Below are 26181 nucleotides of genomic sequence, written 5' to 3'. Positions count from 1 at the left end.
CGTTGTCCAGAATTCATTCTCAATTGAGCTATTGAGCTATTGAGCTATTGAGCTGATGTGGAGAAAAAAATCAGCAATCAGTGCCCAGTCAATCTCAAGCTGCATTTTGTTTAATACTATTTTCCCCGCATTTATTTCAGCCTCTGGGATATTTTTTGATAGGTTCTTTCGCAATAAATCATCAATATGCTTTTGGTATTCAAATTCCAGCATGTAGTATCTTCGCTCTTGAGCAGCATGTATTTTTTCTGGCGCAAGCCGTTCAATTAACGCATGTAACTGTTCCCATTGTGCAAGCCAGGAAGGAATTTGAATGTTTTCATTTATTTTAATGGTTTTCTCCGCAGCGTTTAGATCATCGGATGAAATCTTTGAGCAAATAAAACTGTGCATATTTGGCGCGAAGTGTTGCAGGTCTAGTGCGCTATGCAATCGGGTTTGGAAACCGAGGTAAATCTCAATTTCATCGGTGTTAGGGTGTCGCTTCATATGTTGATTAGCAATCATAGTTAATTGTCTGGTGCGGTAAACGCGTCTGGCTACGGCAATCAATGTATCCAATTGAGTGTCATATTTACCCTTGTAAATGTCATCAACAATCATCACTTGCTGCATCTGGTTGTAAGTGAACAGGGCTTTGTCGTTGCAACTGGAGGTTCCGTCAGAGGCGATAGCAAACAAAGTTTCTGCCACCGAAGGGGATAATAAAATATTGTCCAGAAACGTACTGATATGCTGTTTAAATTCAGATGAGTGAATAACCACATCACAGGCTCTGAGTTTGCTCAAAAATTGGGAAAATGATGTACTGTTTCTGTTTTTAGCAAGCGTCTCGCAATGTGCCAATTTCGTTATGTTTGGTTGTGACACCAGAAGTTTACTGGTTAAATCTTCTGGCGTATACCAATGGGGGATCTCCATGAGCAAACTTTTACTCTCTGTGGAGGTGATTATATTTACATCTGACGGAAAGTAATTTAACTGCGGCTGGAAAAGTATTCTGATCATATCAGCGGTGGAGAGGGATTAATAGGTATTTCACTGCCTAACTCTGAGAGATTGCCCGTATATATGGAATTATACTGTAGTTGAAGATATTCATTTTGTGCGCGATTGACTCTCGTTAAAAAAAGTCCGGCGCTGATTGGATTTCTATTACTCCATCTGAAATCTGATGTGAACGTGAGATGATCTGCTAATTCATTAATGTTAAAGAGTGGCATGGTGATATCCTATCGGTAAAAAAATTAATATCTGTTGTTTTTATAGTGATGTATTGCATATTCCACTTTAGTTTTTTAAGTATAAATAAAAATTATTATTAATACTTTTGTTTATATTATGGCTTTTATAAAAAGCGTTTCGAGTTAGGCGCGTTTTTTGTAACCAAAACGCATCACTGATTGCAGGTAATGTTGACGAGGCGTAGGCTGCAAGTAGCTATCACTCACTGTCCAGCAACGTGCGAAGGAGTGCGATTGGGCAATTTGTTGAATGACATTTTCAAAAAATAGTTCGAATATACTCGAACATTTGTACTATAATCGTCGCCGTTATCAATCCGGGTTCTCCCTGCGACAGTTCACTGCCACGTCCGAACCCCTTCGTTATTAATGACATATCATGGCTCGTACAACGTCTATTGACCGTTACCGCAACATTGGCATCTTTGCGCACATCGACGCAGGGAAAACCACCACCACGGAGCGCATCCTGTTTTACACCGGGATGAGCCATAAGCTGGGTGAAGTGCATGACGGTGCAGCCACGACTGACTGGATGGCGCAGGAGCAGGAACGCGGTATCACTATTACCTCTGCGGCAGTGACCTGTTTTTGGCAGGGGATGGACAACCGTTTTCCCCAGCACCGTATCAACATTATCTACACCCCGGGGCATGTGGATTTCACTATCGAGGTAGAGCGTTCGATGCGCGTGCTCGATGGCGCTGTGATGGTGTATGAAGCCGTAGGTGGCGTTCAGCCGCAATCGGAAACCGTCTGGCGTCAGGCCAATAAGTACCGGGTTCCGCGTCTGGCTTTCGTGAATAAAATGGATCGCGCTGGTGCCGATTTTTTCCGCGTGCGTCAGATAATGGTTGAGCGCCTGAAGGCCAATCCCGTGCCGATCGTCGTGCCCATCGGAAGTGAAGAGCATTTCAGCGGCGTGGTGGATTTGGTGAAGATGCGTGCCATTTTTTGGGATGATGTTACTCAGGGGATAACCTTTAGCTACGAACCCATCCCGGCCGAGGTTGTGGAAACGGCGCAGGTATGGGGTGAGCAGATGGTGTCTGCGGCCGCTGAAGCCTCCGAGGCGTTGATGGATAGCTATCTTGAGCGGGGCGATCTGAGCGAGGCGGAGATCGTAGAAGGCTTGCGGCTGCGTACCATTGCCGGTGAGATTCAGCCCATGCTGTGTGGCAGTGCGTTCAAAAATAAAGGGGTGCAGCGTCTGCTGGATGCCATCGTGGAACTGATACCTTCACCGCTGGATATTCCGGCGGTACAGGGTGTCGATGAGCAGGGCGCGTCAGCAGAACGCCACGCCGATGACCAAGAAGCGTTCTCGGCGTTGGCATTCAAACTGATGAGTGACCCGTACGTCGGTCAATTGACTTTCGTGCGCGTTTATTCAGGCGTGCTGAGCAAAGGCGATAGCGTCTATAACCCAGTGAAGGGAAAACGGGAACGTATTGGTCGTATCGTGCAAATGCATGCCAATACGCGCCACGAAGTGGGTGAGATTCGCGCTGGAGATATCGCCGCTTGTGTCGGGCTCAAGGATGTCACAACCGGTGATACCTTGTCCGATCCCGATGCGGTTATCACCCTGGAACGAATGGTCTTTCCGGAACCGGTGATCGCGTTGGCGATTGAACCCAAAACCAAAGGCGATCAGGAAAAGATGGCGCTTGCCTTACAACGCTTGGCAGCGGAAGACCCGTCGTTACGCCTGAAAACGGACGAAGAGTCAGGTCAGACCCTGATTGCTGGCATGGGGGAACTGCATCTGGAGATTATCGTCGATCGTATGCGACGTGAATTTGGCGTGGAAGCGAACGTCGGTCGACCGCAGGTGACGTATCGCGAAACGATACGTCAGACGGTAACGGACATAGAAGGTAAGTTTGTGCGCCAATCCGGCGGTAAAGGGCAGTATGGTCATGTCGTGCTGTCACTTGAACCGCTGGCCGCTGGTGCCGGGTTCAGCTTCGTGGATGCGACCAAAGGTGGTGTGGTGCCGCGTGAGTATATCCCTTCCGTGGAAAAAGGGGTGCGGGAAGCCATGAACAACGGCGTGTTGGCGGGCTATCCGCTGGTGGATGTGAAAGTCACGCTGACGTTTGGTTCCTATCATGAAGTGGACTCGTCAGAAATGGCGTTTCGCATGGCGGCGATCTTCGGCTTCAAAGAGGGGGTAAAACGCGCGCATCTGGTGATTTTGGAACCGATGATGCAGGTTGAAGTCGAAACACCAGAACCCTACGCTGGTAACGTGATGGGCGATTTAGCTTCACGACGTGGCATGGTGCAAGGCATGGAAGAACGACTGGGTGACCGAGTAATTCGCGCAGAGGTGCCATTGTCAGAGATGTTCGGCTATGCCACCACGCTGCGTTCCATGACGCAAGGGCGCGCTACCTTTACCATGGAGTTCAAGCATTACGCTGAAGCACCGCGCAACGTGATGGAGGCGATTATTACGTCGCGCGCCAAAGCCTAGTGTTCCATCGCATGTTAGTGAAAAACCCCGGCAAATGTTGCCGGGGTTTAACGTTGCTGACGACTCTGCCTAAAGCGGCGATCCCCATCCTCATCCGTCATTCCTGCCCACTTCCGTCATTCCCGCGAAGGCAGGAATCTCGCGCAGAAGAGACGCGTTTATTCTTGCAGAGATCCCCGGCTTTCGCCGAGGATTACCATGAATAAAGCGGCTTTATCATCATTCTGAAACCACGACAGACAAAGTACCGCGCTGTTTCATTTCGATATTTCTGTTTTTTTATACCGAGCTTTGGCTTACCATAGATGTATCCTATCATTTGGCGTTAAATGACTTTCTGATGCGTTATTTGGCTGTTGTGTTACCCCTGCACCCTCGGCGGCTGATCCTGCCACCCAACCGCCGGTATCCGGTGGCTTTTTGTTGCAACCTGAGCATACCGGACCACTGCAACAGGGCGATTTTGTATTCAACAAAGAAACTGACCGTTTTGTTGCCCGCATGGTGCAAGAGCACGGGTTCGATCGCCAGCAATTGCACGATGTTTTGATACAGGCCAAAAAGCTCGATTGGGTGATCCGTTTGATGGATCAGCAAGCGCCGGTCTCTGCCGGTGGACCTCCGACCCCAAACGGTGCCTGGGTGCGCTATCGCAGCAAGTTCATTACGCCGGATAACGTGCAAAATGGGGTGATGCTCTGGAATCAGTACAGCGATGCCTTACAACGCGCCTGGCAAACCTATGGCGTGCCGCCCGAGATCATCGTCGGCATTATTGGCGTGGAAACCCGCTGGGGACGAGTGATGGGAAAAACCCGCATTATCGACGCCTTGGCCACGCTGGCATTTGCCTATCCGCGCCGTGCCGACTATTTTGCGGGTGAGTTGGAAACCTTCCTGCTGATGGCGCGTAAAGAGGGGGACGATCCGCTCTCGCTCAAAGGCTCCTATGCGGGTGCCATGGGTTACGGTCAGTTTATGCCATCGTCGTTTAAGCAGTATGCCGTCGATTTTAACGGTGACGGACATATCAACTTGTGGGATCCGGTCGATGCTATCGGAAGTGTGGCCAACTATTTCAAGGCGCACGGCTGGACTGCTGGTGCCGAGGTAGCGATCCCGACACAAGGACAAGTACCCAACACCTGGGACAGTGGTTTCAAAACGCGCTATCCGGTGGCGACGCTAACGGCGGCCGGGCTGCGTACTGCCCAACCGCTGATTGGTTATACCGAGGTCAGTTTGCTGCGTTTGGATATGGGCAACCAATTCCAATACTGGTTCGGCTTGCCGAATTTCTATACCATCACCCGCTACAACCACAGCGTCCACTATGCCATGGCGGTGTGGCAACTAGGGCTGGCGGTGAAGCAGGCTAGCCAGCCAGTGGGTCGCAGCCCAGCCTGCGCTGGGAATAATCATCACTCAGGGGCGTTGCCGTTATTGCGGATCAATGCCTGATACTAATAGAAACTGTCCTTCTTGATGCGTGTTAACGGGGTGGGATCGAACTCATCCCGATCGATATAGACAAAGCCGTAGCGCTTCTTGAAACCATCGTTCGAACTGAGCACATCGATAAAGGTCCAGGGGGTGTAGGAGAGAACCTGCGCGCCGTCCTGAATGGCGAGAAGCATCTGCTCGATGTGATCGCGAATATAGGCTATACGGTATTCGTCGTGCACCTGACCGTCTGCCGTGAGTTCATCCGGTGTACCCAACCATTCTCTGTCACCATCAGCGGTAGCGGATAGCGTTCGTGCAGTTCACGGAAGGCCAGGCGAAAGCCGATCGGGTCCGATCTGCCAGCCATATTCTGTCGCCTTCAGGTAGGGGTTCTTTTCGCGCTGATAGTAACCGGGGACTATGGACGCCAAACGATCGCCAGTTTCGTCTTTGATGCGTTCAATTTCCTGTGCGGTGATGTCTGCTGGACAGGCGCTGGCAACGTTGGTGCGATAGTAGTTAAAGGCGATGAAATCCGGCGCATGCTGGCGCAGGTAGTCAAAATCACCGTCTTCCACCTGCGGATACCAGCCGTGCTGTTGCAAAAATGCGGTGTAGTAACCGGGATAGTCACCATAGCAATGCACGTGCAGCATGGCGTGGTTGCGCAGATCGTGGTTCTGACGCGCGGCTAAAACATCTTCAGGGTGCGGTGAGGCCGGGTAGATAGGCACATAGGAGACCGCCGGACCAATCTTCCGCTGGGGCAGCAGTTCATGACAGGCTTCAATCGCCTTGGCGGTCGCCAGAAACATGTGGTGGTTCATCTGGTAGCGGCGGCGATCAGCCTTGTTGGCATCCAAACCCTGCAATCCCATGAGCACATCCACGGACAGCATCAGGTTCTGTTCGTTGATGGTCAGCCAGTATTTCACCCGATCGCCAAAGGCGCGAAACAAGGTGCGCGCATATTTCTCGAAATCGGCGATCGATTCACGCGCCAGCCAGCCACCGTACTTTTTATTCAACCCTTCCGAAAAGTCGAAATGGTACAGGGTGACGATGGGCTCAATGTGGTGGTGGCGTAATTCATCGATCAGTGCCAGATAAAAATCAATCCCTGCGTGATTCGACTCGGCTTCATCACCATTGGGGAAAATACGGGTCCAGGCGATGGAAAAACGGTAGGAACGCAGGCCCAGCTCGGCCATCGAGGCGATATCTTCCCGCCAGTGGGTGTACTGTCCACTGGCGGCTTTGGTGTCGGCCTGTAGATGAGATTTCAACAATGCGCGCGTGTCTGCGGTGGAAAGCCCTTTTCCATCATCCAGATAGCCGCCTTCTACCTGAAAAGCGGAGGTCTTGCGCCCCACAGAAAGTCGGCCGGAAAGTCAGTTTTTATCTTGTTCAGCATGCGATCACCTTGGTGTATGAGTAGAGAAAGATCATGAATAAATGTGTTCCTGCACGATGCGGCTTTTTACCGCCTGCGCCTGATACAGCGCCACGTTATCGGGCTGCGGTAAGAAGCACCGCGTATGTTGATGACGGGCGATCTGTTGGTGGGCTTGCGCGTAGCTGCGGTAGTGTTGCAGCGTGACCACGGCAGAGATCCAGGCACCCGCCGCCGTGGCGTTATCTTTGAGCGCCACCACCGGACGGTTGTAGATATCCGCCTGAATCTGGTTGAAGGTGTCGAATTGAGTGATGCCACCCGCGGTATAGATATCGGTTATTCCCCCCACCAGCGGAGCGATGCCCTGGATCTGGTGATGGAGTTCATGGGCAATGCCCTCCAGAATGGCGCGGGCGAAATCCCCCCGGGTGTGGTGCAAGGCAATGTCATAAAAGAACGCTTTTGCCTCTCCGGGCTGTTGTTGGGCGAGCTTTCCTTTGAAAAAAGGCGACAGCACCAGCCCGTATCCCCCGGGCGAGGCGGCACTGGCCTCCTGATTGATGGTGTGGTAGTCGCCGTCAGCTTGATAGAACGTGCGGTTGAACCAGTCGTAAGCGCAACTGGCGGAGAGCAACGCGCCCTCAATCACGATGTTGCCCGGCAGGGCGGCGTGGTTGTAGGCAAAATGGCTGTCGAGTGGCGCAGTACCCAGTGTAGTGGCCATGCCCATGACGTAAGCACCGGTACCGACATTGGCGATCACACGGTCAGAAGCGAACTGCCCCATGCCCAACGCGCAGCATTGCTGATCGCCACCGGCGGTGATCACGGGAATGCCCGCTGGCAAACTGACCTGCGCGGCAATGGAGGGGAGCAACGCCCCCGCCACGCTGGCGGGAGGGAGCAAGGTGCAGAGCTTGTCCTCATCGAGTTCGAACAGCGCTAATAAGCTGTCATCCCACTGCCGGGTGCGCAGGTTGAACAGGTTGGTGCGTGACGCCAGCGAATAGTCGGTACAAAAACGGCCAGTCAGCGTATGCAACAGGAAATCATGAATGCCGACCAGCTTTGCGGCGCGTTGATACAGCGCCGTTTGGTTTTGCTTCAGCCATCCCATTTTTGCGGCGGAAAACACCGGTAAGATCGGTAAGCCGCAGCGTTGATGCACCTGGGCGGAGGCACCAGCCAGACTGTCACACAGAGCCTGAGTGCGCGTGTCTTGCCACATCAGCGTGGGTGATAATGCGTTGCCTTGCGCATCGACAGCAATAATCGACGAACGCTGTGACGTCAACGCCAATGCGTGTAGCGTCAGCCCCTGATCAGAGAGAAACAGCGCCGCCGCGCGCAGCAGCACCGCCAATGCATCACGCCAACGTTGCGGATCCTGTTCGACGCGACCGTCATCAAAATAGTGTGACGTGGTGCTGACGGCGTGCTGAAACTTCGTTGTACCCTGTACATCGAACAGCACCAGCTTCATTTGTGTGGTGCCGGTATCAATCACTGCGATCGTCATCTGTGCGGCCTCCCTTGTTTTAAAACTGTGTCGCCTCAAGCCTGCGTGGCCTGAGTACGCATGATATTATCCAGCCGTTTGAAAAACGGATAGTAAATCAGCGTGTTGAGCACGATCAGGAACACCTGCAACAGCGCAAACAGCCAACTGCCCTGGATAAAGGCGTTAGCAAACACCGGCATCTCGATCACGTTGAATACGCCAATCATGCGTGGCAGTACGTCGGTCGCTATCAGGAAATAGGCGACGGTGACGTTCAGCGCCGGGGCAAATACGAAAGGAATCGCCAACATTGGGTTAAGTACGATGGGAATACCGAAAATAATCGGCTCCTTGATGCACAGGAACGAGGTTGGCAGCGCCATTCGGCCTAACTTCTTCAACCCCTCACTTTTGGCTTTAAAGGCCATCAACAGGTTCAGGCCCAACGTGGAACCACTGCCGCCCAGACTGGCCCAGACGCCCCAGAACGCATAGCCGACAATGTGCGGCAGCGGATCGCCGTTTTGGAACACGGTCAGGTTTTCCAGATCCATCGCCAGATAAAGCGGTTTCCAGATAGTGCCGGTCACCATTGTGCCGTGAATGCCAAACAGCCACAGCACGTGTGCTACCACCACAAACGTGATCATGCCGCTGTAAGAGCCGGTGATCCCGAGCAAGGGTTGCTGGATAATAAAGTAAATGTAGGCATGCAGGCTGCCGGCGGCGGTCAGTTTGAACAGGGCTGCAATGGTGGCAAAATAATGACGTTGATGATGGCGGGGATCAGGCCGTTAAATGTTTCCGCCACCACAGGAGGAACGTTGTCGCCCATGCGTATGGTGAGATGGCGATCGACGACAAAGGAATAGATTTTATTCACCAGCAGGGCAACCATAATCGCCACAAACAACCCGCCAGCCCCGAGATATCTAAACGGCATTACCTCCGTGCCATCCACAATCGTCACCGGGCTGGTGATCAGATGGCAATCGAGCTGACCACCATTTCATTATGGCCGAGCGAACCTGCCAATTTATAAGCAATAAAGAAGCACACGTAAATCGACATTATTTTTAACGTCACGCTGGCGGGTAATGCAATCGCCTGCTGTAATCCGTACGTTTTAATAAATGCCAAATAACTGTCAATTGGCAGATTTGTTAATAACGTGGAAAACGCTCCGATAATAAATACCGGAAGTACAGCGGTAAAACCGTTGGAAATTGACATCAAATATTTGTTGCTTTGCATGTGCGAGGCGGCCAATTGCAGCCCGGGCATGGTATTTTGTAGGTTAGCCATCTTTCTTTCCTTTATAATTATACGTACCGGATAGAAAATTTAGGGTATAGAACGCTCGGCAAGTTAACTCGCCTGGTCGATGTTTTATATATTTTCTACACATTCATTATGGATATGCGTTAATAACCTCTTTTGTCGGTTGACTGATGTCCTGTGAAATAAAAAAACGGCAAAGGGTACATATTTCGTCTTCACTTATAGCCAGCGAAAATGCCTGTTCAATGGCGCTCAACTCGTGACGAATAAGACGAATCATCGCGTCATGCTGCTGTACATAACGCACCTTGTCGGGAAAATCGCTATGGGTTGGTCCCTCCAGCAAACGATCGAGCAAGCACGCCAGATGCATGGTCAAACCGATAAGCATATTGGAAGAGAGCGTGATCCCCAGCGCTGCAGACACGCGCGCGTTAAACCCTTTGATGGCAAGCAGCGCCGTATCCGGTTTCACATGCTGCAAAATCTGTGTCAGCGTTTCGGCTACCAGCAGGTAGGTGGATTCTCGCTCGATCAGCCGATCCAACGCTGTCACGCCGTCGTAGTACAGCACATCGGCCAGATCGAACTGCGTGAGCGCAGTGGCGATGGGGAACGGGCTGACCAGCGCAACCAACGTATAGCGTTGGCCCAGTGCGACCAGTTCCTGATTGAGCTGGGCATCGTTATCAAAACGCTGCGAGAGCACGGCGACGCGCTGCATACGACTCGACAGCGCCTGTGACAGGCGGTTTTCCAGTACTTTTGCCGTGCCTTCTCCCATGGTGCAGATCATGACGATGGCCAGTTTCTTCTCGGTAGTCGCGGGGACGCGGGCGGGGGCAGGTTCACGATCGCGCGGTACTTCCTGTTCGAGTAACTGATTGACCATCAGCACGTTGTGATACACCTCCTGCAAGGGCAGGCCGTTCATGGCGCTCGGGATCGCTTCGACAATGTGCATGGTACTGATTAACTGTATGGTTCGCGTTGCTACGTCGCAGTGCTGTGCCAGGGCGGCACCAAAGGTGGTCAGTGACCCCATATCAACCAGCAGCAGCACTTCAGATACGCCTTCGCTGGCTTGAATGTGACGAATGATGCGCTCCCGCCTTTTCGTAGAGGGGAACGTTAAAACCCACCGCATAATTGACCCCGAGCAGCTCGTTGGCGGTGGCAACCAGCGCGCTGGCGGTGTCCATCCCGTGCGCCACTACGATCACCTTGACATCGGTCTGCCGCTGCTCCAGATCCCACTCGCTGTAGACAAAGAACATGGCGAGAAATCCAGCTTCATCGATGGGCAGCGTGATTTCCATCACCCGTTCTATCATGCGCAGACAATCCAGGGCCGCATTGAAAGCATCCGGGTGGCCGGTGCGAATACGGTTCAACTGCGGATGGACAATGCTTTTGTTGCGACGCACGCGATCGAGTGCGTTTTCAATATGGGTTGCCAAACCGTAATAGACCTTATTGTCCAGCGTGCGCTGCAATTTCCCTTCGGCATAGCGGATGATCTCTTCGGTTAAACGCAGTACCGCTGGGGTAACCAGATTCTCCAGACGGCGTGTGTCATATTTGCCCTGATAACGGCTGATCCGGGTTTGGAAGTAGTCCGCGATATCTTTCTCAATCTCCTCTTCCAGCGTATTGCCTTCAATTCCCTGGCTGCGCAGTTCCGACATGCGTAGATTAAGCATGTCGTAAATGTCATTGAGCGCATCGTCTTCAAACAGCGGTGTGTTGCTGGTGCCAGAGAAAGTGACGCTCTTCTTGTTGATGCCAATAATGGTGTTCCAGATCTGGCGATGCTCAAGATGGGTATACAGCGCCTGACTGACGTGTTTCGGCAGCGTTCGACGGTTGATGGCGAAACTGGTTTTTTTGCCGGTCATGTATTCCGCATACGCGCCCGCACAGGCGAAGCGAATATCCGCTTTAAGCTGACCAATGTTGTTCGGGCAGTCATAGCTCAGCAGGGCGCGCAGGGCATTCACGGAGACGCTGATACTCTCCTGCAAATGCGCCGCTTCCTGATTGAAAAAAAACTGGATCAGCGCAAAACGCTCCTGGAAAGTGCGTTTTCTCAGGGCTGCCAGGTGGATAACCATCGGAAAACGTCGGGTAAAGGTGCGCAACAGGCTGGAGTCCGGCTCTTCCGTGGTAGCAGAAAAGATGCGTACGCTGGCGGTGCGTTCGACCTGCGTTTCCCCTAAACGGCGGAAAATTCCCTTGTCGATAAAGGTGAAAAAGATTTTCTGTCCTTCTGGCGGTAGACGGTGTACTTCATCCAAAAAAAGAACGCCGTGATTCGCCTTCTCCAGCAGGCCAACCTTATCTTCATCGGTACCGGTATAGGCTCCTTTTTTACACCCGAACAACTGTGCCAGCAGCAGTTGCGGATTGTCGGCATAGTCGGCGCAGTTAAAAATCACAAACGGCGCCTGTGCCGGTAGTTTGCCGATGGCTTTGGCATACTGGTACATAAGTTCGGCAAACAGGGATTTTCCCACGCCGGTTTCGCCCAGAATAAGCATATTCATCCCGTTGGGAGGGTAGAACACCGCTGCCTTGGCTTGCTCTATCGCCGGAAACAGGCTGGCGTTGCTGCCGATAAACTGCGCAAATTCGCCTTCACTGTTGCGGGCCAGAGCGCCTGGATTAATCGCCTGAAACAGCACGGATTTGCCTTTGATTTTGAAAGCTTTTCCTTCCGCGACCAGACTGTTCAGATCGTTGCTGACATTGGCTCTGGCATAGCCAAGCGCCTCCGCCAACTGCGGGGCGGAGATGCCAGATTCGACGCTAAGCGCCTTCAATTTGTCATAGACGATGTCGATCCGCATGCTCTGGTGCTCCTGATCCATTTGCGCAAAATAGGGCGGGTGCAAGGACTATCATTAGCCTGAAAACTATCTGCTGCCAATATACCGAGTGACGCACAACGCGGCGAAAGAATGCGCCAGTAATAACTATAGGCTCACAAATAATAACCACTGGCTCACAAATTACGGGCGAATTCGAGTACCTTTCCACCGTTCATCGAGCCGTAATCCACGGCATTGATGACAGCGATTTTTAAATTTGGGTAGCGGCTTTTCATCGTGCCTTCAATAAAACTCACCTGTGGGCCGATCAGTAATACGTCGGTTTTGTCGGAGAAATTTTTAAAATTACTTTCGGATGTCGCGTTAATTTCCACATCGAGCGCTTGTTTGACGGCATCTTCACGCATTCTTTTCACCAGCATTCCCGTGGAAAAACCTCCCATACAAACCAACGTAATGTGCAACATGACCTACTCCTCGTATCAATAGTGTGCCTGGGTAAGTGAGAGTGCTTGCACCTGTTTGCTTAATTCAGCCATATGCTGGTAGCAAGCCACCTGCTGCCGGGCCAAATCTTTAACCGTGATGGCGTTCATCAAATGATCCTGAGCATGCACCATCAACAGCGTGACCGGGTGATGTACGCCGCGCGCTTCATCTTCTATCAGATTGGTTTGTGCCAGATGAGCGACGCGCAATGCTTCGGTGGCCTGTTCCAACAACTCCTGTGCAGGCCCAAATTCCTGACGTGCCGCGCACTCAATAGCTTTGATGGCATGACTTCTCGCCTGACCCGCATTGACGATGATGTTAATCACCAACTCCTCAAAATCGCTATCCACCTGTTCGTTCATCACTACCGGCTCCTTAAATGATGACAATCACTGCTCTGTTTTTTACTGACAAGGTATAAGCAATAACAACGCTAATAAAATAAAGTAATTATTTTCATTGTGTTAATTGCTATTTTCGCAAACTGTATCGATCTGTTTAGCCTGCAAGCGAGGAACTGAGAATGTGGCGTAAACCGTTAGGTTGGAGAACAGGAAGAAGGTGCTGATAGCGGATATTGGTGGCGATGTTACGTCGGATTGACGCTAAATGCGTCAACCCGATAAAAATAACCCAACAAGCGATGAAAAATGCGATCAGCCCTCCGCCAAGCTGCGATAGCGCTCAAAGCGATCCTTGACATCTTGTTCGGTTTGTTCAAACAGGCTGTCAGCCACCGCCGGGTGCTGGCGTTTCAGCGAAGCGTAGCGCACTTCACCCATCAGGAAGGCTTGGAAATCCTCTTCCGGTTCATCCGAATCGAGCACAAACGGGTTTTTGCCTTTATCCTGGCGCAGCGGATCGAAGCGATACAGATGCCAATAACCGGCATCCACCGCGCGTTTTGCCTCGCGCTGGCTGCATCCCATGCCTGCGCTCAGTCCGTGGTTGATACAGGCTGCATAGGCGATGATCAACGACGGGCCAGGCTTCCGCTTCGGCAATGGCACGCAGCGTTTGCGCTTTACCAGCTCCCATGGCAATCTGCGCCACATAAACGTTGCCGTAGCTCATTGCCATCATACCGAGATCTTTTTTGCGCGTGCGTTTCCCTTCTGCGGCAAATTTGGCGATAGCCGCTACCGGTGTGGATTTGGACGATTGGCCGCCAGTGTTGGAATACACCTCGGTATCGAACACCAGCACATTGATATCTTCTCCGGAGGCCAGCACGTGATCCAGGCCGCCATAGCCAATATCGTAGGCCCAGCCGTCGCCGCCGAAGATCCACGGCGACGGTTTAGGCAGATAGTCGCGATTCTGATAGATGCGTGCCAGCAGCGGTGAGGTGGTCTGCTCCTGTACCAGCGGGCGATAACGGTGTCAGCCCGTCCCCGTGTGCCATCCCCGCGCTCTTTGTGCTCCAGCCAGTCGGTGAGCGCAGTATGCAACGCCGGAGTGACAGGCAACGCCAGCGCGGTTTGAATATCGCTCGCCAACTGCGCGCGCACCGCCCGACTGCCGAGCAACATCCCTAAACCGAATTCGGCGTTGTCTTCAAACAGCGAGTTAGCCCAGACCGGGCCTTGTCCCTTGTGGTTGGTGGTGTAAGGGATCGACGGTGCGCTTGCGCCCCAGATTGACGAACAGCCTGTCGCATTGGCCACCAGCATGCGATCGCCAAACAGTTGCGTCAGTAAGCGCGCATAAGGCGTCTCTCCGCAACCGGCGCAGGCACCGGAAAACTCCAGAAGCGGCGTTTCAAACTGGCTACCTTTTACCGTCGTTTTGCTAAATGGATTGACCTTGGGCGAAAGTGCCAGCACATGCTCCCACAATCCAACCTGATGCTGTTGGCTTTCAAGCGGCTGCATGGTGAGTGATTTACCGCGTGATGGGCAGATATCCACGCAGTTACCGCAGCCGGAGCAATCCAACGGCGATACGGACAGATGATACTCCACGCCTTGGCCCCTTGCGCGGGGGTGCTCAGCAAGGAAACCGGTGCTGCCGCGCGCTCCTCTTCATTCAGCAATGCAGGGCGGATAGCCGCATGCGGGCAGATAAAGGCGCACTGGTTACACTGGGTGCACCCTTCCGGCTGCCAGACGGGAACCTGAATTGCTATGCCGCGTTTCTCATAGGCCGCCGTACCGGGTGGGAAGGTATCATCTTCCATGCCGATAAAGGCGCTGACGGGCAACGTATAACCTTCCTGGCGGTTCATCGGCTCCAGAATCTGACGGATAAAATCGGGTACGGCGCGAGTGGGAAGACGAGTGTCATCGGGGAGCGTGGCCCACACTGCGGGGATAGCCACTTCTACCAACGCCTGCATGCCCTGATCGATCGAGGCGTGGTTCATCTCCACCACCTTCGGACCTTTACTGCCATAGGATTTTACTAGCGTGCTTTTTAAATAATCGGCGGCGGTTTCCGGGGGAATAATGTTGGTGAGCTTGAAGAAGGCGGCCTGCATAATCATGTTGAAGCGTCCGCCCAGGCCGAGACGTTGAGCAATCTGCACCGCATTAAGGGTGTAGCAGCGAATGTGGTTCTGGGCCAGATAGCGTTTCATGGCAGTGGGCAACTTTAACGCTAGCTCATCCGGCGTCCAGGTGCAGTTAAGCAGGAAAGTCCCGCCCGGTTTCAACCCGGCCAGCAGGTCATATTTTTCAACGTAACTCTGTTGCGAACAGGCAATAAAATCCGCGTGATGAATAAGATAGGGCGAGGTGATCGGGCTTTGCCCAAACCGCAAATGAGAGACGGTGATCCCGCCCGACTTCTTCGAGTCGTAGGAGAAGTAGGCCTGCGCATAAAGCGGCGTTTTATCGCCGATAATCTTTATGGCGCTTTTATTGGTACCAACCGTGCCGTCCGATCCCAGTCCCCAGAATTTATAAGCGGTGGTGCCGACGCGCGCTACATTCATCGCTGCGCTGGCCTGCGGCAGTGAGGTGTGGGTGACATCATCAGTGATGCCGACGGTGAAGCCATCCTGCAGCAGTGGGCGGGTGAGATTCTCAAAGACGGACACGATGTGGGTTGGCAGAATGTCCTTGCCGCCCAAGCCGTAGCGACCGCCGGCAATCAACGGCGGCTGAGCGTGACGGTAATAGGCATTTTTCACATCCAGACACAGTGGCTCCGTCTGCGCGCCGGGTTCCTTGGTGCGATCCAGCACGGCAATGCGTTGTACCGAATCCGGGATCTGCGCAAAGAAGTGCGACAGCGAGAGCGGGCGATACAAATGTACGGTCAGCAGTCCGACTTTTTCACCGCGCTGGTTGAGATAATCCACCGTTTCCTGAATGGTTTCGCATACCGATCCCATGGCAACGATCATCCGTTCTGCATCGGGCGCGCCGTAGTAATTAAACAGATGATATTCACGTCCGGTGAGTCGGGTGATGCCTGCCATGTAACTTTCCACCATTGCAGGCAGCGCGTCATAAAAACGGTTGGCAGATTCTCGTTCCTGAAAGTAGATATCTGGGTTTTGCGCCGTGCCACTCACCACCGGGTGATCGGGGTTCAACGCATTGCGACGAAAACGGTTTAGCGCGTCGCGGTCCAGCAGCGGTTCCAGCTCATCGTACTCCAGCACTTCAATCTTCTGGATCTCATGGGAAGTGCGAAAGCCGTCAAAGAAGTTGATAAAGGGAACGCGTCCTTTGATGACCGTCAGGTGCGCGACCGCAGACAGATCCATTACTTGCTGTACGCTATTCTCAGCCAGCATGGCGCAGCCGGTTTGGTGCACTGCCATCACGTCCTGATGGTCACCAAATATATTGAGCGAGTTGGTGGCCAATGCGCGGGCGCTGACGTGAAATACGCCCGGCAGCAGTTCACCTGCGACCTTGTACAGGTTGGGGATCATCAGCAGCAACCCCTGCGAGGCGGTATAGGTGGTGGTAAGCGCTCCGGCCTGTAGCGCACCGTGTACCGCACCTGCTGCACCGGCTTCGGACTGCATTTCAATCAAACGTACCGGCTGACCGAACAGGTTTTTTTTATGCTGCGTGGTCCACTCGTCCACGTTTTCCGCCATCGGCGTGGAGGGGGTAATGGGGTAGATGGCGGCCACGTAGGTAAAGGCGTAAGAGATGTATGCGGCGGCGGCATTTCCATCCATCGTTTTCATTTTTCTGCTCATGCGGGCTTCCTCATTGGTATGGCGCGGGTGTTTACGGGGCGGCTTGGCGGGCGCGCCATCGATTCGACGTTTCAGCGAGGCTTGAAGCACAGCCTGTGCCATTTCCATGATAAGATTAAAAGATGTTTTTATTTAATTAGTTACGATATTTTCTTGGCATCTGATGCAGTGTGTAATGCGGGAAAATTGCATGAAATAAGACAGAAAGGGCCACATCCTGTCGTGCAGCCAACAAACTGTCGCTCCTGTCACCGGAAAACCGCGTTGCCGCTCCTCTGTGGCCCGATTGTCCGTTTTACAACAATTGGTTTGCCCTTTGTCTTGTGTTTGTTTTCTCCCCGGCAAGCAAACTTCTTACAAAATAAATAATTTCAATTGATTACCTGTTTTGGCATGGATGGTACGTTCCCTGCAACAAGGGGAATGCAACACCTTCGGCGTACCACACGCCTCTAACCCGAAACAGGAGAAGCAATCATGGCTTTGCGTCAATGTGCCATCTATGGCAAAGGGGGGATTGGTAAATCCACCACCACTCAGAATCTGGTCGCCGCACTGGCGGAAATGGGCAAGAAGGTCATGATCATCGGTTGTGACCCGAAAGCGGACTCCACACGTTTGATTCTTCACGCTAAAGCGCAGAACACCATTATGGAAATGGCGGCAGAAGTCGGCTCGGTTGAAGACCTCGAACTGGAAGATGTGCTGCAAATTGGCTACGGCAATGTGCGCTGTGATGAATCCGGTGGTCCGGAGCCGGGTGTTGGCTGCGCAGGTCGCGGGGTGATTACCGCCATCAACTTCCTGGAAGAAGAAGGGGCGTATGAAGACGACTTGGATTTTGTGTTCTACGACGTCCTGGGCGATGTGGTGTGTGGCGGCTTCGCCATGCCGATTCGTGAGAACAAAGCGCAGGAAATTTACATCGTGTGCTCCGGCGAAATGATGGCGATGTATGCCGCCAACAACATTTCCAAAGGAATCGTGAAATACGCCAAAACCGGTAAGGTGCGTTTAGGGGGATTAATTTGTAATTCGCGCAATACCGATCGCGAAGATGAGCAGATCATAGCGCTGGCAGAAAAACTCGGCACGCAGATGATCCACTTCGTACCCTGCGACAATATCGTACAGCGCGCTGAAATTCGCCGTATGACGGTCATCGAGTACGACCCGAACTGTAAGCAAGCTAATGAATACCGCACACTGGCACAGAAGATTGTCAACAACACCATGAAAGTGATCCCGGTGCCTTGCACCATGGATGAACTGGAAGATCTGCTGATGGAATTCGGCATCATGGAAGAGGAAGACGCCAGCATCATCGGTAAAACCGCTGCTGAAGAAAATGCGGCCTGATCGCTCAACGGCGTCAGCCCCCGCCCGTGGGGGCCCTGATGCAGAAGGAACAGTGAAATGACAAACGCAACCCGTGAACGCAATCAGGCGATCATCCAGGAAGTGCTGGAAGTTTTCCCTGAAAAAACGCGCAAAGAGCGCCAAAAACACATGATGGTTACCGACCCGGCGCAGGAGAGCGTGGGGAAATGCCTGGTATCAAACCGTAAATCGCAACCGGGGGTGATGACGGTACGCGGCTGCGCCTACGCCGGCTCCAAAGGGGTAGTGTTTGGACCGATCAAGGATATGGTGCATATCTCACACGGCCCGATTGGCTGCGGCCAGTACTCCCGTGCAGGACGCCGTAACTATTACACCGGTGTCAGCGGTGTAAACAGCTTTGGCACGCTGAACTTTACCTCGGATTTTCAGGAAAAGGACATCGTGTTTGGCGGTGACAAGAAACTCACCAAACTGATTGAAGAGCTGGAAATGTTGTTCCCGCTCAGTAAAGGGATCTCCGTCCAGTCCGAGTGTCCGGTGGGGTTGATAGGCGATGATATCGAAGCGGTGGCCAATGCCAGCCGTAAAGCGATTGGTAAACCGGTGGTACCGGTGCGCTGCGAAGGGTTCCGCGGCGTATCGCAATCTCTCGGTCACCACATTGCCAACGACGTGATCCGTGATTGGGTGCTGGATAACCGTGAAGGTAAACCCTTTGAGTCTACGCCTTATTACGTGGCGATTATCGGGGACTACAACATCGGCGGTGACGCCTGGGCGTCGCGTATTCTGCTCGAAGAGATGGGGTTGCGTGTGGTAGCACAGTGGTCCGGCGACGGCACGCTGGTGGAGATGGAAAACACCCCTAACGTGAAATTGAATCTGGTGCACTGTTACCGCTCGATGAACTATATCTCGCGGCATATGGAAGAGAAGCACGGCATTCCCTGGATGGAATACAACTTCTTTGGCCCGACCAAGATTGCAGAATCGCTGCGAAAAATCGCCGGGCAGTTTGATGACACCATCAAGCAAAACGCCGAAGCCGTAATCGCCTGCTATCAGGCGCAAACGGAGGCGATTATCTCCAAGTACCGTCCGCGTTTGGAAGGTCGCCGGGTACTGCTGTATCTCGGGGGATTACGTCCACGTCACATCATCGGTGCTTATAAAGATCTCGGTATGGAGATTATTGGTACCGGTTATGAATTCGGCCACAACGACGACTACGACCGCACGCTGCCGGATCTGAAAGAAGGCACGCTGCTGTTTGATGATGCCAGCAGCTATGAGCTGGAAGCATTCGTCAAGGCGCTGAAACCTGATTTGATCGGTTCCGGCATTAAGGAAAAGTACATCTTTCAAAAGATGGGTGTGCCTTTCCGCCAGATGCACTCCTGGGATTATTCCGGTCCGTACCACGGCTATGACGGTTTCGCCATTTTTGCCCGTGACATGGACATGACGCTCAATAACCCCAATTGGCGTGAACTGACGGCTCCGTGGCTGAAATCGGCCTAACCCTTATCCTGATATCCCGTTTGTTCACCGATTTGTGGCGCGGGAGGAGTACACCATGAGTCAAACTGCTGAAAAAACCCATGCCTGCTTTCCGTTGTTTGAGCAGGATGAATACCAGGCGCTGTTTCACAAGAAACGCCCAATGGAAGAGGCGCATGACGAGCAGCGCGTGCGTGAAGTCTTCGAGTGGACTACCACGCCGGAGTACCAGGAACTTAACTTTAAGCGAGAAGCGCTGAACATTGATCCGGCGAAAGCGTGCCAGCCGTTGGGCTCGGTATTGTGCGCGCTGGGTTTTGCCAACACCTTGCCCTATGTACACGGCTCTCAGGGGTGTGTTGCCTACTTCCGCACCTATTTTAACCGTCATTTCAAGGAGCCCCTCGCCTATGTTTCTGACTCCATGACGGAAGACGCCGCTGTGTTTGGTGGGAACAACAACATGAATGCCGGTTTGCAGAACGCCAGCGCACTCTACAAACCGGAGATGATCGCCGTTTCCACCACTTGTATGGCGGAAGTCATTGGCGATGACCTGCAAGCGTTTATTGCCAATGCCAAGAAAGACGGGTTTGTCGACGCGCAAATGCCTATCCCCTACGCCCACACGCCGAGCTTTATCGGCAGCCATATCACCGGGTGGGACAACATGTTTGAAGGGTTTGCCCGCACTTTTACCAGCGGTGAAGACAATAACTATCAGCCCGGCAGTCTGGCGCGCCTGAATCTGGTTACCGGATTTGAAACCTATCTGGGCAACTACCGGGTACTGAAACGCATGATGGAACAGATGGGTGTACCGTGTGCCATCCTGTCTGATCCGTCAGAGGTACTGGATACGCCGGCAGACAGTCACTACCGTATGTACGCAGGCGGGACGACCCAGCAAGAGATGCGTGATGCACCGAACGCCATCGATACGCAGCTGTTGCAACCGTGGCACCTGATAAAAACCAAGAAAATGGTGCAGGAGAACTGGAATCAAACGGCTACCGAGGTATCTGTGCTGATTGGACTGGATGCGACGGACAAACTACTGATGGCAGTGAGTGAACTGACCGGCGTGCCAGTCGGTGATGCGTTGACGCTGGAGCGCGGCAGGTTGGTGGATATGATGCTGGATTCCCACACCTGGCTACACGGCAAACGCTTTGGTCTGTACGGCGATCCGGATTTTGTGATGGGCTTGACGCAATTCCTGTTGGAGTTGGGTTGTGAGCAGACGGTCATCCTGTGCCACAACGCCAATAAACGTTGGCAGAAAGCGATGAAAAAAATGCTGAGCGCTTCGCCTTATGGGCAGGAGAGTGAGGTGTATATCAACTGCGATCTGTGGCATTTCCGCTCGCTGATGTTCACCAACAAACCGGATTTCATGATTGGCAACTCCTACGGCAAATTCATTCAGCGCGATACGTTGGCGAAGGGAGAGCAGTTTGAAGTGCCGTTGATTCGTCTGGAATTCCCTATTTTCGATCGCCATCATCTGCATCGCCAAACCACCTGGGGGTATGAAGGGGCTATGTCGATTCTTACTCAGTTAGTTAATGCGGTACTGGAGAAGCTCGACAGAGATACCATGAAGCTTGGCAAGACCGACTATAACTTCGATCTTGTTCGTTGATCCCCAGGCCAGCGTGGCCCGCTTATCGGCCCGGCACTGTCCGGGCCGTCACCTTGCCACTGAGGAGGTGTTTATGCCGATAGTGATTTTTCGTGAGCGCAACGCACAACTGTATTGCTATATCGCCAAGCAGGATTTAGAGGCGAGGGTGATCGGTATAGAGTTTGACAGTCAGGGTTGCTGGGGGGGAGAAGTGGCGTTGGAAGGAGGAAAACGCTACTACGTGAACCCGCAAACGGAAAAACCGCAGTTTCCTGTCAGCCTGCGGGCCTCGCGCCCCAGCCTGGCATGAATGAGGAGAGAACATGTCTGATGATGATCGTCTGTTCTGGCGGCTGTTTGCGCTGATGCATTGCCTGCCGGAATTTTCCTCACCGCAACTGTTACGCTGGATTGCGCATGAGGATGAAGCCTCGCTCGATCTGGCCTACTTGTCGTCGCTGGATCAACCACAACTGATGGCGCGTTTTCCCGGAGATCGCGCGGTGATGACCCGGGGCCGCTGGCAGCGGGTGATGGCGTGTCTGCGCGGCGAAATGCCCGCACACCTGGCAGTTATGTCGCTGCCGGGGCGCGAACCGTAACTGCTGGTGGCATTTTCGTCACAGGATGGTATCGCGATCAACGGTCATTTTGGGCAGTGCCGCCTGTTTTTTATTTACGCCTTTGACTGCACGGGCTCGTGGCTACATGGGTTGCGTCGCTATCCCAGCGAACCGGGGGAGCAGGAAAGCAATGAAGTACGCGCTCAACTGCTGGCCGGGTGCCATCTGCTGTTCTGTGAAGCGATTGGTGGCCCGGCGGCGGCGCGGATTATTCGCCACAATATTCACCCGATGAAAGTACCGCCTGGCACCACCATCTCTTCACAACGTGATGCTTTGCAAACGTTGATGGCCGATCGCTTGCCTCCCTGGCTGGCAAAACGGCTAGAGAAGGTTAACCCGCTTGAGATGCGGGTATTTTAGTTATCGTGGTAATCATGCCGTTCCCGCGTGAGCGGGAACGTTTAACAGCGTAAAAGCCTCCCTTCCTGTAAACCCGCTGATTCACTCGCAGCAGCGAAAAACGCTAATCTGGCTTATCACCGCGTATGACGCCATGAAACGTTGTTATAATGATAAACCTAACCCGTTGAATTATTATCTCTGTTTCATTGGCTGTGAGGAAGATGGCAGTAGAGTGTTATCGTGACTTATTTACTTGCATGATTTGAGTTAGAAAAGCAGAACGTGCTCCCGTTGTGAAAATCATTTTTAAATACCTGCGTTATTATTTTTTTATAAAATCACAAGGAAAATAGACCATGCTAGGAATATCACCTGCATCTCCCTTAATTAATGCTGCTTTGCCTCCCGATGTTGCAACCGAAAGAAAGGAATATGGTAAGCATCATTCCGTTAACAATCATCTCGTTTCAATAACTTCACCGTCCGATGGTGACTCCAGGCGTTTAAAAAAACGAGCGCCAGCGTTAGCCATAACCTGCTGAGTTGGTTAACAGCATTATGTCCTGGTAATAATCCCCAAAAGATAGCAGAAAATAACCAAGTGAGTGTCATAGGGAATTCATTATTACAGCAAGCAGATGCTATTTCCGAACAGCGTCATGCGAGGCTGGCACCTATCTCATCGCCGTCCTTGAAGCTAAAGGGGAAAGCCAGATGGCTCATGGGGACAGGCATTTTGGCGGGTGCGACAGCGGGTACATTAACGTGGCGCAATTATTCAGCGAATCAGCCCAGTTCTGCAAAGGACGAGCCCGCAGGCGCGCTTAGACTCGCTCCACCGGAAAATGATCCACTGAGTGGTGATTATCATTCGGAAAATATGGGATATTTTGAACATATTCCTCCTGCGTTACAAAGCGATAATCTTATTAGCGAGTCCTACATCAAGCATAACGAAAAAAGTCATTCAGTTTCTGATAATAAATATGAAATAAGATCAGATGCTATCGGTTTTTTGAGAAGGAATAATCTTCTGGATAAAAAACTAGGCAATAAAAATATAAAAAAAGAGGTTTTGATCGCGGCAGTGGCTCAATATATCTATGGAGGTGGCATTGATAGTATTAAAACGCGAGACAGCAAAGAAATTAACATTGCTAAACACATTTTGACAGAAACGGACCTCTATGGTGGTCGAAAAAGGGAAAGTATTTTTCACGAATTTTCTCAGGCAGTAATCGGTCACTGGATTTTCCATCAGGTTCTCGGTATGGAGCAGGGAGAGTATGTAGCGGGTAAAATAAGATTAAACGATTATCCTTCCTATTTTACTGTAAGCAGCCTTAAACACATTTTAGGATTAAATCAGATCTTTAACGATGGCCTGCTTACCTATCAAGATATCCCTACAGATCGCTGGGGGGAATTTAATAGTATGTGGTACTTGTATTTGGAAAAAGAGCTCCCCATGCTGAAATGGCCAGAAGAAGATATTGATAAAATTTCACTTGGAAGTCAGGTTTTTGCCGATCTCTATGCAGGGTCTGCACTGTTAGATAAAGCGCATGATTTGACAAAATTCACTCTTAAAGAAACGCTGCAAATCGGAAGTGCTTTATGGGATATGGTTTCAAACGAAGGCGTCGTTCTGGATGATATAAGGTATTTTTTGTTTCCCTCCTTGCTTATTCCAGTAAGTAACAAGAATGAATTGTTAAGCACCAGTGGACATTCATTCAAATCGCAGGTTGCATCTGTGGATTATTATATTCAGTATCGAAAAGAGGTAATGGCTGTACAACAGGAATTAGTTAAGCAAATTGAGAAGTATACTGCCGCTGTCAATACCTGGCTTAGTAAAGGAAAATTGGCGGATAAAATTATTGCTGATTGCCCTACATCAGAGCTTCCTGGGCTACCTGATTTAGCCGATGGAATACGCTCTAAGCAACAAATGCGTGAAAAAAAAGAAAATCAAGCCAAGCAATTGTACTTGAATGATTTTGTAAAACCCTGCAAAAAAGCGCCGGATAAACTCGATGATGAATATAAAAAACTGACTGGTGAGGTGGTAAATAGTTTTCAAAAAATCGATGAAAAAATCATTTACTCTTCTTTTGGCTCAATTGATAAGACTGAGGCGGATTTTATTTTGTCATCGGATTTCATAATAAACCCAGTGCAGTTCTCAATGCGCGCCGATCGTCCTGTCTCCTGTGTGCGCAGATCCACACAAGTTACTGATTTATATGTTAAATTTAAAGATATCGATCTGTTTTCTGTAAGTAAAAACAATCAGGAAAGAATTTATGCTTTGAAGAGAAAAATGAATAACTCAACCTTTACCTATAAACTTATTCGGGTCGATCGTAACATCAGGAAATATATCGATAACAGACTTCTCGATAATGGCTTTACCAAAAATTACGTAGTTGAGAAAGATCAAGTAATCGACAGAGATAAATTTAATTTTAGCATTACAACGCTATGTTCTTCAATCGGGAATTCCAATAACGGCATTCATCCTGTGATAGACTATTTATCGAAAAAACACAGAGATGATTTCTATCATGACTTATATGCTTCCGGTAATGATAAATCTGAATTGCAAAAAGTGTGGGGTTTTGTCAAACATATAATCCCTTTTTATGATTGTATAGAGGGAATCGTCAATAATGATGCAGTACAAGCGGTTCCCGCTTGTATGATGGATATTATCGCTCTGATTCCTGTCGCAAGGCAGGCCGCAAACATGGCGGGCAAATTTGGAACGAGGTTGGAAAAAGGCTTACGCTACGGTAGTCGGACGTTAATGCGAGGAAAGGCGGGTGATGCGGGAACCATAATGCTTCGAGAGATCAAACTGCCCCACGTAAATGAATTTCTCGGGTTAAGTAAAAATGCATTGAGAGCCGTAGACCCGGGGTTTGAATTACTAAGCAAGGGCGATAAGTTTTTAGATAGAAAATTGGAGTCCTTTCTTAGAATGAAACAGAATAATGTCCCGTTAGCGGATAAAATTTCTTCTTTCCGCACGGCAGAAAATTTACCGTTAACAACTAAAACCTACACAATCGCGCGTTTGCCGCATTCAGAAATTAAGGTGCCGATACAAAAAGTAGGAGCGGATTCACGCGGTGAATATTATTCATTGGTCAACCCTGAAACCGGGGTGCTGTTTCCGGTGCCTGAGATGGCCGCGCTGGCCCATGAGCACGGTGCGCTGTTTCATTGTGATGCGGTTCAGGCGGTCGGGAAAATCCCGATTGTGCTCTCCAGCAGCGAGATCAACATGCTCTCGTGTTCGGCGCATAAGATACATGGGCCGAAAGGAGTTGGCTGTCTCTAACTGAAACGTTCTACCCGGTTCCGCCCCTTGCTGCGTGGCGGGCATCAGGAGCGCGGGCGTCGTGCTGGCACGGAGAATATTGCCGGTATTGTCGGGATGGGTAGCGCCTGCGAATTGGCAGAAGTGCACTTGCCCATGATTACAGCGGCGGTTGCCCCGCTACGTGACCGCTTACAACACGGGTTGGCCCAGATCATCCCAAACGTTATGGTGATGGGCGGGGAGCAACCGCGTACCCCTAACACGCTCAATATTGCCTTTGAGTTTATTGAAGGCGAAGCCATCCTGCTGTTGCTCAACTAGGCCGGGATAGCTGCTTCCAGCGGCGGCACCTGCACATCGGGTTCGCTGGAGCCGTCCCATGTGATGCGCGCCATGAGCATTCTTACACCGCGGCCCACGGCAGCATCAGCTTCTCGCTGTCGCGCTATACCCGTGATCGGGTGATCGACGCGTTGCCGCCGATCGTTGAACGGCTGCGCACACTCTCACCCTATTGGCAGCAGGGAAAACCGCAGGCGACGGCGGGCGATTTCGCCCCGACCTACGGCTGACACA

General features: G+C 51.6%; 14 protein-coding genes and 5 pseudogenes. 8 read left to right on the top strand and 11 right to left on the bottom strand.

Annotated elements, in window-relative coordinates:
* Positions 1-36 precede the first annotated feature (36 nt).
* On the bottom strand, positions 37-921 hold the full coding sequence (locus tag CS369_RS06150; RefSeq protein WP_244664819.1) for an NEL-type E3 ubiquitin ligase domain-containing protein: 885 nt from the start codon (positions 919-921) through the stop codon (positions 37-39).
* Between the two features lie 702 nt (positions 922-1623).
* Between CS369_RS06150 and fusA the strand changes: the two genes are divergently transcribed.
* Together fusA and mltB are read left to right on the top strand one after the other, a co-directional pair.
* Positions 1624-3726: an elongation factor G gene (fusA, locus tag CS369_RS06145; protein ID WP_196906394.1), complete on the top strand. Its 2103-nt coding sequence runs from the start codon at positions 1624-1626 to the stop codon at positions 3724-3726.
* Positions 3727-4128: 402 nt separating this feature from the next.
* A pseudogene (mltB, locus tag CS369_RS06140) lies at positions 4129-5187 on the top strand (lytic murein transglycosylase B); the annotation flags it as partial.
* Between the two features lie 2 nt (positions 5188-5189).
* On the opposite strand, the pseudogene CS369_RS06130 reads toward mltB, so the two are convergent.
* The 10 genes and pseudogenes from CS369_RS06130 to nifJ form a co-directional block, all read right to left on the bottom strand.
* Positions 5190-6545: pseudogene (locus tag CS369_RS06130) on the bottom strand (glycoside hydrolase family 1 protein).
* A gap of 72 nt (positions 6546-6617) precedes the next feature.
* On the bottom strand, positions 6618-8087 hold the full coding sequence (locus CS369_RS06125) for an FGGY-family carbohydrate kinase (RefSeq protein WP_196906391.1): 1470 nt from the start codon (positions 8085-8087) through the stop codon (positions 6618-6620).
* Between the two features lie 35 nt (positions 8088-8122).
* Complete coding sequence (locus CS369_RS06120) at positions 8123-8764, bottom strand: PTS transporter subunit EIIC (RefSeq protein ID WP_280514735.1); 642 nt, start codon at positions 8762-8764, stop codon at positions 8123-8125.
* 35 nt (positions 8765-8799) lie between these two features.
* Complete coding sequence (locus CS369_RS24500) at positions 8800-9030, bottom strand: PTS transporter subunit EIIC (protein WP_196906389.1); 231 nt, start codon at positions 9028-9030, stop codon at positions 8800-8802.
* 20 nt (positions 9031-9050) lie between these two features.
* The gene (locus CS369_RS06110; protein ID WP_196906388.1) at positions 9051-9374 is read right to left on the bottom strand and encodes a hypothetical protein; all 324 of its coding nucleotides are present in this window, start codon (positions 9372-9374) and stop codon (positions 9051-9053) included.
* A 106-nt stretch (positions 9375-9480) separates the two neighbouring features.
* Positions 9481-10413: a PRD domain-containing protein gene (locus tag CS369_RS06105; RefSeq protein WP_196906387.1), complete on the bottom strand. Its 933-nt coding sequence runs from the start codon at positions 10411-10413 to the stop codon at positions 9481-9483.
* 1 nt (position 10414) lies between these two features.
* Positions 10415-12199 carry a sigma-54-dependent transcriptional regulator gene (locus CS369_RS06100; RefSeq protein WP_196906386.1) on the bottom strand — a complete coding sequence of 595 codons (1785 nt, stop codon included), beginning with the start codon at positions 12197-12199 and terminating at the stop codon, positions 10415-10417.
* 155 nt (positions 12200-12354) lie between these two features.
* Positions 12355-12648 (bottom strand): PTS sugar transporter subunit IIB, encoded by a 294-nt coding sequence (locus CS369_RS06095; RefSeq protein WP_196906385.1) that lies wholly within the window; start codon positions 12646-12648, stop codon positions 12355-12357.
* A 15-nt stretch (positions 12649-12663) separates the two neighbouring features.
* Positions 12664-13035 (bottom strand): PTS lactose/cellobiose transporter subunit IIA, encoded by a 372-nt coding sequence (locus CS369_RS06090; RefSeq protein ID WP_196906433.1) that lies wholly within the window; start codon positions 13033-13035, stop codon positions 12664-12666.
* Between the two features lie 294 nt (positions 13036-13329).
* Positions 13330-16835: pseudogene (gene nifJ / locus CS369_RS06085) on the bottom strand (pyruvate:ferredoxin (flavodoxin) oxidoreductase).
* A 477-nt stretch (positions 16836-17312) separates the two neighbouring features.
* Between nifJ and nifH the strand changes: the two are divergent.
* The 6 genes and pseudogenes from nifH to CS369_RS06055 all read left to right on the top strand — a co-directional run.
* Positions 17313-18194, top strand: coding sequence for a nitrogenase iron protein (gene nifH, locus CS369_RS06080; RefSeq protein WP_196906384.1), 882 nt, complete (start codon positions 17313-17315; stop codon positions 18192-18194).
* A 57-nt stretch (positions 18195-18251) separates the two neighbouring features.
* Positions 18252-19700 (top strand): nitrogenase molybdenum-iron protein alpha chain, encoded by a 1449-nt coding sequence (nifD, locus tag CS369_RS06075; protein WP_196906383.1) that lies wholly within the window; start codon positions 18252-18254, stop codon positions 19698-19700.
* A gap of 55 nt (positions 19701-19755) precedes the next feature.
* Positions 19756-21324 (top strand): nitrogenase molybdenum-iron protein subunit beta, encoded by a 1569-nt coding sequence (gene nifK, locus CS369_RS06070; RefSeq protein ID WP_196906382.1) that lies wholly within the window; start codon positions 19756-19758, stop codon positions 21322-21324.
* 73 nt (positions 21325-21397) lie between these two features.
* Positions 21398-21616, top strand: a complete 219-nt coding sequence (gene nifT, locus CS369_RS06065; protein WP_196906381.1) for a putative nitrogen fixation protein NifT — start codon at positions 21398-21400, stop codon at positions 21614-21616.
* Between the two features lie 13 nt (positions 21617-21629).
* A pseudogene (locus tag CS369_RS06060) lies at positions 21630-22292 on the top strand (NifB/NifX family molybdenum-iron cluster-binding protein).
* Between the two features lie 3139 nt (positions 22293-25431).
* Positions 25432-26177 (top strand): annotated as a pseudogene (locus CS369_RS06055) (aminotransferase class V-fold PLP-dependent enzyme); the annotation flags it as partial.
* Positions 26178-26181 lie beyond the last annotated feature (4 nt).

It is taken from the genome of Candidatus Symbiopectobacterium sp. 'North America' (genome assembly GCF_015762685.1).
Lineage (GTDB): Bacteria > Pseudomonadota > Gammaproteobacteria > Enterobacterales > Enterobacteriaceae > Symbiopectobacterium.
This window is presented reverse-complemented; position numbering and strand designations above follow the sequence as displayed.